The organism is Bacillus lumedeiriae, assembly GCF_044891285.1.
In the GTDB taxonomy this organism is placed as follows: Bacteria; Bacillota; Bacilli; order Bacillales; family Domibacillaceae; genus Pseudobacillus; species Pseudobacillus lumedeiriae.
On sequence record NZ_JAUIYO010000033.1, the window covers coordinates 1 to 6,915 of the forward strand.

Sequence of the window (6,915 nt, forward strand, 5' to 3'; positions counted from 1 at the left end):
CACAATCGATCGTGAAATCAGCCTTCGGCTTCTCCGGCCAAAAATGTTCGGCATGTTCACGCGCGGTCATCGTAGAAGATGTATACGATCAAGTATTGAACCGTGCAGTGGAATTAACGAAAGAATTGACAGTCGGCAACCCAATGGATAACCATTTCATGGGACCAGTGATCGACCAGGCTTCTTTTGACAAGATCATGCGCTACGTAGAAATCGGCAAAGAAGAAGGCCGCATCGCAGCAGGCGGTACAGGCGACAGCGAAACAGGCTATTTCGTTCAACCGACAATCGTAGCAGATGTAGCTCCAAACGCACGCTTAATGCAAGAAGAAATCTTTGGCCCAGTTGTAGCGTTTGCGAAAGCAAAAGACTTCGATCATGCATTAGAAATCGCGAACAACACAGAATATGGTTTAACGGGTGCTGTCATTACGAAAAACCGCATGAACATGGAAAAAGCGCGTGAAGAATTCCACGTTGGAAACCTTTACTTCAACCGCGGCTGTACAGGTGCGATTGTTGGGTACCAGCCATTTGGCGGCTTCAACATGTCAGGTACGGACTCCAAAGCCGGCGGTCCAGATTACTTACAGCTTCATATGCAGGCAAAAACAACATCTGAAATGTTCTAATTACTATTTGCACTATAGGAGGCTGTCCCTTTACCTATGGGACAACCTCTCTTCTACATTTAATATGTTATCTATATCGAAATACGAATGAATGTAAGCAGTTACAATGAATGCTATAAAAAATAATTTTAAAAGGAGGATTTACTATGTCCAATGAAATGTATCAATTAATAGCCATTATTATTTACATGGCTGCGATGGTTTTCATCGGTTGGTATGCATTTAAACGTACATCCAACTTGACTGATTACATGCTTGGCGGGCGCTCACTTGGACCGGCAGTAACGGCTTTAAGTGCCGGAGCTGCAGATATGTCGGGCTGGCTGCTCATGGGGCTTCCGGGTGCCATTTTCTTGAACGGGCTTGTTGAAACTTGGATTGCAGTTGGACTGACGATCGGCGCCTATTTGAACTATACATTAGTTGCACCGCGTCTTCGCGTCTACACACAAGTATCAGGCGATTCAATTACAATTCCGAGTTATTTGGAAAATCGCCTGAAAGATAAATCACGTCTTTTACGTATTGCTTCAGGTATCGTTATTCTCATTTTCTTTACTTTCTACGTCTCTTCTGGAATGGTTGCCGGCGGAAAGTTTTTCCTTAGCTCATTCGGACTTGACTATCACCTTGGTCTTCTGCTCGTATCTGCCGTTGTTATTTTTTACACTTTGTTTGGTGGGTTTTTGGCAGTTAGCTACACAGATGTTGTCCAAGGGCTTATTATGTTTTTATCCCTTCTACTTATCCCAATATTTGGATTATTCCTTACGGGCGGTTTATCAGAAACGGCTGCGAGCATTCGGGAAGTAGACCCTCATTTGTTAAGCTTCGTTTCCGGTGCCTCCTTCTTAGGGGTTTTATCAGCGGTTGCATGGGGCCTTGGCTATTTCGGTCAACCACATATCATTGTACGTTTTATGGCAATCGGTTCGGTGAAAGATGTGAAAAGCGCACGCCGTATCGGAATCGGCTGGATGTTCCTCAGTCTTTTTGGAGCGGTTGCAACGGCACTTGTCGGGATTGCCTATTATCACCAAAATAACGCGACACTGGCTGACGCAGAAACGGTGTTTATTACCCTCGGTCAGATCATCTTCCATCCGTTCATTGCGGGTATTATGCTTGCAGCCGTTCTTGCTGCTGTTATGAGTACAATCTCTTCTCAGCTGATTGTCACGTCATCAGCGCTCATTGAAGACTTGTATAAAGCAGTCATTAAGACCGATGCGTCAGATAAACAGTACGTATTTTATGGAAGAGTAGCTGTTCTCGCCGTATCAGTTATCGCAATGGTGCTTGCTTGGCCAAATAGTGATTCCATTCTGAAAATCGTTTCGTTTGCGTGGGCTGGATTCGGTGCATCATTTGGTCCGATCATCTTACTTTCCCTATACTGGAGGAAGATTACGGCCAAAGGAGCTCTTTGGGGAATGATTACAGGTGCAGTCACGGTTCTTATTTGGGGGAACGTTGATTCATTGACGAACACCATTTATGAAATTGTCCCTGGTTTTATCATCTGTTGGGTTGTTACGTATTTCGTAAGCCTTGCGACGTATCAACCAAATGATGAGATTGATAAAGAATTTACAGAAACACTTGAACTTCTTGAAAGAGAACGTTAATTAGACAGCCTGCGGTATATGCCGCAGGCTTTTTAACTGTTTTGTTGAATATCGTTTCTTTTTACAAAAATACTTTGTTACATTCCCCTATTGATTTACGCTTCAGGAGCGTCTTCCCTCCTCTTCACTCAATAAAGGGACATAATCATCGATAGTCATTAACAGAGCCTGTAAAAAGGATGAGGTGCAAAAGCTACCCCTTTCACACCCCGTCCTTTTTGTCGTTCTCCACTATACACAAAGCACTATTAACAGTATGATTATAGTTGACTAATGAAGGCAATATTAATGAAATAAAAGGAGGAGCTGAATGAGCCAACCGTTGGAAAAGATTTTTACACTGACAGATATAAATGAGATTACCGAAATGGTCAGCACGTTTTTAAAAAAACCAGTCGTTGTAGAAAATGATCAATTTTCATTGCTGGCCTACAGCTCTTATTATATTGAACATTTCGACAAAGCCAATCAGCAAACCATTTTTACAAAACAATGGCCGATATCAATCCTGGAAAAGTTTATAGATGAAGGCATTGTAGAACAGTTGAAAAGTATTGACGGCCCTTTTCGCGTACCGCAAATTAAGGACATTGGCTTAAATCAACGTGTCGTTGTAAGTGCAAAGTATAAAGAACAAATATTCGGCTACATATGGGTGCAGGAAACCGATCCCCCGCTCACAAATGCGCAAATGACTTTTTTACATAAAGTATCGCTTCATGTAGGCCGGCTTCTATATAAAGAAAATCAACTAAAAATCATGAAGGATGAGAAAAGAAGCCAATTTTACAAAAAGATTATCGATGAAACGTATCGAACTGAAAGTCAAATCAAGTGGGAAGCTGCTAACATGAACATCTCACTGCCTTCTATATTTATCGTCAATGTGTTTACAGTCGCTCAAGTAGATGGAGAGATCTTTGAGGAGCTGACAGAAACAGTCCGGCTGTTTACTCATGCGCTGAATCGGCCCGCCTATCTATTCACCGATGAATTGAAAATTATTGTGATCATCGGCAGCAATTCTCCAACTCCAGGTCAATTGCCCCAAAGTGCCGAAGAGCTGACAAACACTGTCTTAAGCCAATGCAAACACCAAACCGTATACGCAGGAATTGGCGGTGAATATACGTCTATCCTAAAACTGCGCCAAAGCTATTTAGAAGCGCTCCGAGTCATTAAAACAGCGGAATTTCTAAGCATTCCTTCCCTGTTAACATTTGAATACGATAAGCTTGGAGTCCTTCGCTATCTTGAATCCATTGCTCACTTTAACAGCGAAACATCGTATGTCAATCAAGATCTAGTAAAGCTTGAGCGAAAAGATCAAGAAAGCCAGTCAAATTTACTGCAAACATTAGAAGCCTATCTCTTGAATAATTGCCGCATTAAACCGACTGCGGAACAGCTTTTTATTCATACGAACACGTTAAAATACCGGCTCAAGCAAATTTCAGAGTTAACTTCTATTGATTTCGATGACTTTAACATGAAGTGCCAATTATTTATTGACCTACAGCTAATAAAAAGAAATAAACAGACACCGGACCAGTAATGAGACTGTCCGGTGTCATCTGCTTATCCCTTTCCTCCTTAAAAAAAGAGATTAATTGAACATCCTATACATAGCTATAATAAAAGAAGGAATTTATGGAATATGGCTGAACCGGGTGACAAATTTGTCAACCAATGTCAAAATAAAAGAGAGGTGATAGAATGAAAGTATTTATCGGTTCAGTGATTATTATACTCATCATTTCTTTTGGCATTTGGCTCATGCTTTCTCCTTCTTTTAAAAAGGTCGGAGACACCGCTCATCGGTTAAAAGAGAGATTGGGGGAGGATGAAAATGGAACAAATAAAACCGAAAAAAAGTAATCGTAAAATTTTAGGCGGGGCTATTATTGCTGCTGCTTTAGTCATTGGATTAGCTTTACTGTCCTTATTTATTGAAAAAATTCCAAATGGATACGTTGGTGTTGTCTACAGTCCAAATGGCGGTGTTCAAAATGAAACACTTGGTCAAGGCTGGCACCTTGTCGGCTTGTTCGATAAAGTGACCATCTATCCAGTCCGAATGCAAACGGTAAACTATAAAGATATTCAAGTAGCTACTTCAGACGGTAAAAACGTGACAGTTGACTTCGCCTATAACTACAGTATTCAGCCGGATAAAGTCGTCGAGGTCTTCAATAAATTCGGTCCTGTGCCGGTCGAACAAATTGAAGAATCCTACTTGAGAACGAGACTGTGGGATGCTGGCCGTAAAGCAATTGCTAAATACTCTGTCATTGACACATACGGCGAGAAATCATCAGAAGCCGCTGTCAACGTTCAAAATCTATTTGCTGATGACATCGGCCGCTTAGGCTTCACGGTAGACAACTTGACGCTTGGTGTGCCAAAACCAGACAAATCGACACAGGCTGCAATTGACAAACGTGTAGGAGCCGCACAAGAATTAGAGAGAAAACAAATCGAATTAAAAATTGCCAAGGCAGAAGCAGAAAAGAAACAAATTGAAGCCGAAGGGATCGCTAAATACAATGAAATCATTAGAAAATCCATTTCTAAAGAAGTCATTCAAAACAAATGGATTGAAAAATGGGACGGTAAAATGCCGAAAGCGACCGGCTCTAATCAGTTAATTGAAATTCCAATTGACGACACACCCACTGAAGCAAATCAATAAAAACATAGGGCTGACCCAAAAGGTCGTTAAAAACGGCTTTTTAGGGTCAGTCTTTTTCTTCATTTCAACGTTTTTTCATTGTTTTTCAGTAGATATTGCCCGCTTTTTTAAATGCTGGGTAACACAAATAAGACCCCATTTCTTTGACATCATTCAAACGATTATTTTTCACTGAGTTGATTACAGTAGAAGGAGCTTTAGCGACGAGGATGCTTACCGTTTGCCTCGCGGAAAACGAAGCGCCTGAAACGAAAATCAACGGACAAGTTTAAAGAGCCACATAAAAAAGATGCCCCTAAAAGTTATACTTTTGGGACATCCTCATCTTTTATGATAGTCAACCTATTTTACCTTTTTACTAATGTGCTAAATAAGCAAATATACTAATGGCGTCGCGATGATTAATGTGAGAATAACCCTTTCAATCCATATAATGATCAAGGTTGGAATCGAAAGTGGAATTTCAGTTGATACAATACATGGCACGAGTGCCGAGAAGAAAATAATTGCTGAGATGGATACAATAGCAACAATAATTTTCACTTCAAGGGCTGCTTTAGTGACTAAAAGAGCAGGAAGGAACATTTCAGCGATACTAAGTGCGCTGGCTTTTGCGACAAGCATCGGTTCTGGCAGCTGCAAAGCCGCTGTGAAAGGATAAAAAATATAGCCAATCCAGTCGAATACAGGCGTATACTCAGCCAATACTAATCCTAACAATCCGATGGATAATATAGATGGAAGAATAGCCATGGCCATAAGTAAACCGTCTTTAATATTTAGCCAAACATTATCAAGAAGGCGCGGAGAATTAGCTGCTGTTTCTTTCGCTTCTTCCCAAGCTGCTGCGAACAAATTCCCTTTCACTTCCGCCTCTGGCTGAGGAGTAGACCCTTCATAATACTCTTCTTTAATCTTAGCTAACGGCCAAATGCGCACAGTGATCGCCGTGACAAGGAAAGTAACAAAGAAAGTCAGCCAAAAATACGTATTCCACATATCCATTAGCCCTAATGTCTTGGCAACAATCACCATAAATGTCGCTGAAACAGTAGAAAAACCAGTGGCAATAATACTAGCTTCTTTCGCATTATATTTTCCTTCTTTATAAATTCGGTTGGTGATTAATAGACCGACGGAATAGCTTCCAACAAATGAGGCTACTGCATCGATAGCCGAGCGTCCCGGAGTCTTCCAAATGGGCCGCATAATCGGTCTTGTCAAAACACCAATATATTCAAGCAAACCATATCCCACGAGCAGCGCGAGAAACACCGCCCCGATTGGCACTAGCAATCCAACAGGAATAACGAGTTTTTCAAACAAAAATGGGCCCATGTTTGGATCAAACAACCACGCAGGTCCCACGTTAAAAACGAGCATCCCTCCGACTGCCAATCCCAAAATTTTAAATATTGAAAAAACTGCATTTACAGATGATTGCTTCCATGTTCCTGATACAAATGGGTAAAGGGCGCCAGCCGCAATGATCAGCAGGGCATAATAAGGCAAAAGCGGTCCTGCGTATAGTTGAATATAAGACACAATATGATCAAGGATAATCGATTTTTTCTCTCCAATCGTCACTGGTACGAAAAAAATGAACCCCCCAATGAAACTGTAAACGAAAAACTTCCACATTTGTGATGGAATGGCTTGTCTATCAGGTGCCGAATTCTCATGTACATGCTGTTTTGCATCCATCTACTCTCTTCCTCCCTTTTTGGAAACAAGACAACCTTTTCATCTATTTACCAACAGTTCCGTCGAAGCTATATACACGTCAGCGTCTGCTGTTGAACTGCTTGAGAACTTTATAATAGATGAACGAGCCACTTGTAACCGCCTTCATTTTCTTGTCTTTTAAGCTTCTATATTCATTTTGACACAAAAATAAAAAGTAATCATTTATTATTTATTGATTATTTTTCATTTAATTGATAAAAAATTTATATCTATATAC

At 40.8% G+C, this 6,915-nt stretch carries 6 protein-coding genes; 5 read left to right on the plus strand and 1 reads right to left on the minus strand.

The window, feature by feature from the left end; translation table 11 throughout:
• The 5 genes from QYG89_RS16885 to QYG89_RS16905 form a co-directional block, all read left to right on the plus strand.
• Positions 1-632 (plus strand): aldehyde dehydrogenase family protein (locus QYG89_RS16885; RefSeq protein ID WP_404319375.1); only part of this gene is annotated, 632 nt, incomplete at its 5' end.
• A gap of 146 nt (positions 633-778) precedes the next feature.
• Positions 779-2,260, plus strand: coding sequence for a sodium/proline symporter PutP (gene putP / locus QYG89_RS16890; RefSeq protein ID WP_404319376.1), 1,482 nt, complete (start codon positions 779-781; stop codon positions 2,258-2,260).
• Positions 2,261-2,570: 310 nt separating this feature from the next.
• Complete coding sequence (locus tag QYG89_RS16895) at positions 2,571-3,815, plus strand: PucR family transcriptional regulator (protein WP_404319377.1); 1,245 nt, start codon at positions 2,571-2,573, stop codon at positions 3,813-3,815.
• A 161-nt stretch (positions 3,816-3,976) separates the two neighbouring features.
• The gene (locus tag QYG89_RS16900) at positions 3,977-4,138 is read left to right on the plus strand and encodes a hypothetical protein (RefSeq protein WP_404319379.1); all 162 of its coding nucleotides are present in this window, start codon (positions 3,977-3,979) and stop codon (positions 4,136-4,138) included.
• Entirely contained in the window at positions 4,110-4,952 is an 843-nt protein-coding gene (locus tag QYG89_RS16905) for a prohibitin family protein (protein ID WP_404319380.1), read from the plus strand. The genes QYG89_RS16900 and QYG89_RS16905 overlap by 29 nt, the downstream gene beginning before the upstream one ends.
• Positions 4,953-5,318: 366 nt before the next feature.
• Here the strand turns inward: QYG89_RS16905 and QYG89_RS16910 are convergent, their stop codons facing one another.
• A complete protein-coding gene (locus QYG89_RS16910; RefSeq protein ID WP_404319382.1) occupies positions 5,319-6,593 on the minus strand; it encodes a YjiH family protein in 1,275 nt (424 codons plus the stop codon).
• Positions 6,594-6,915: the final 322 nt, after the last annotated feature.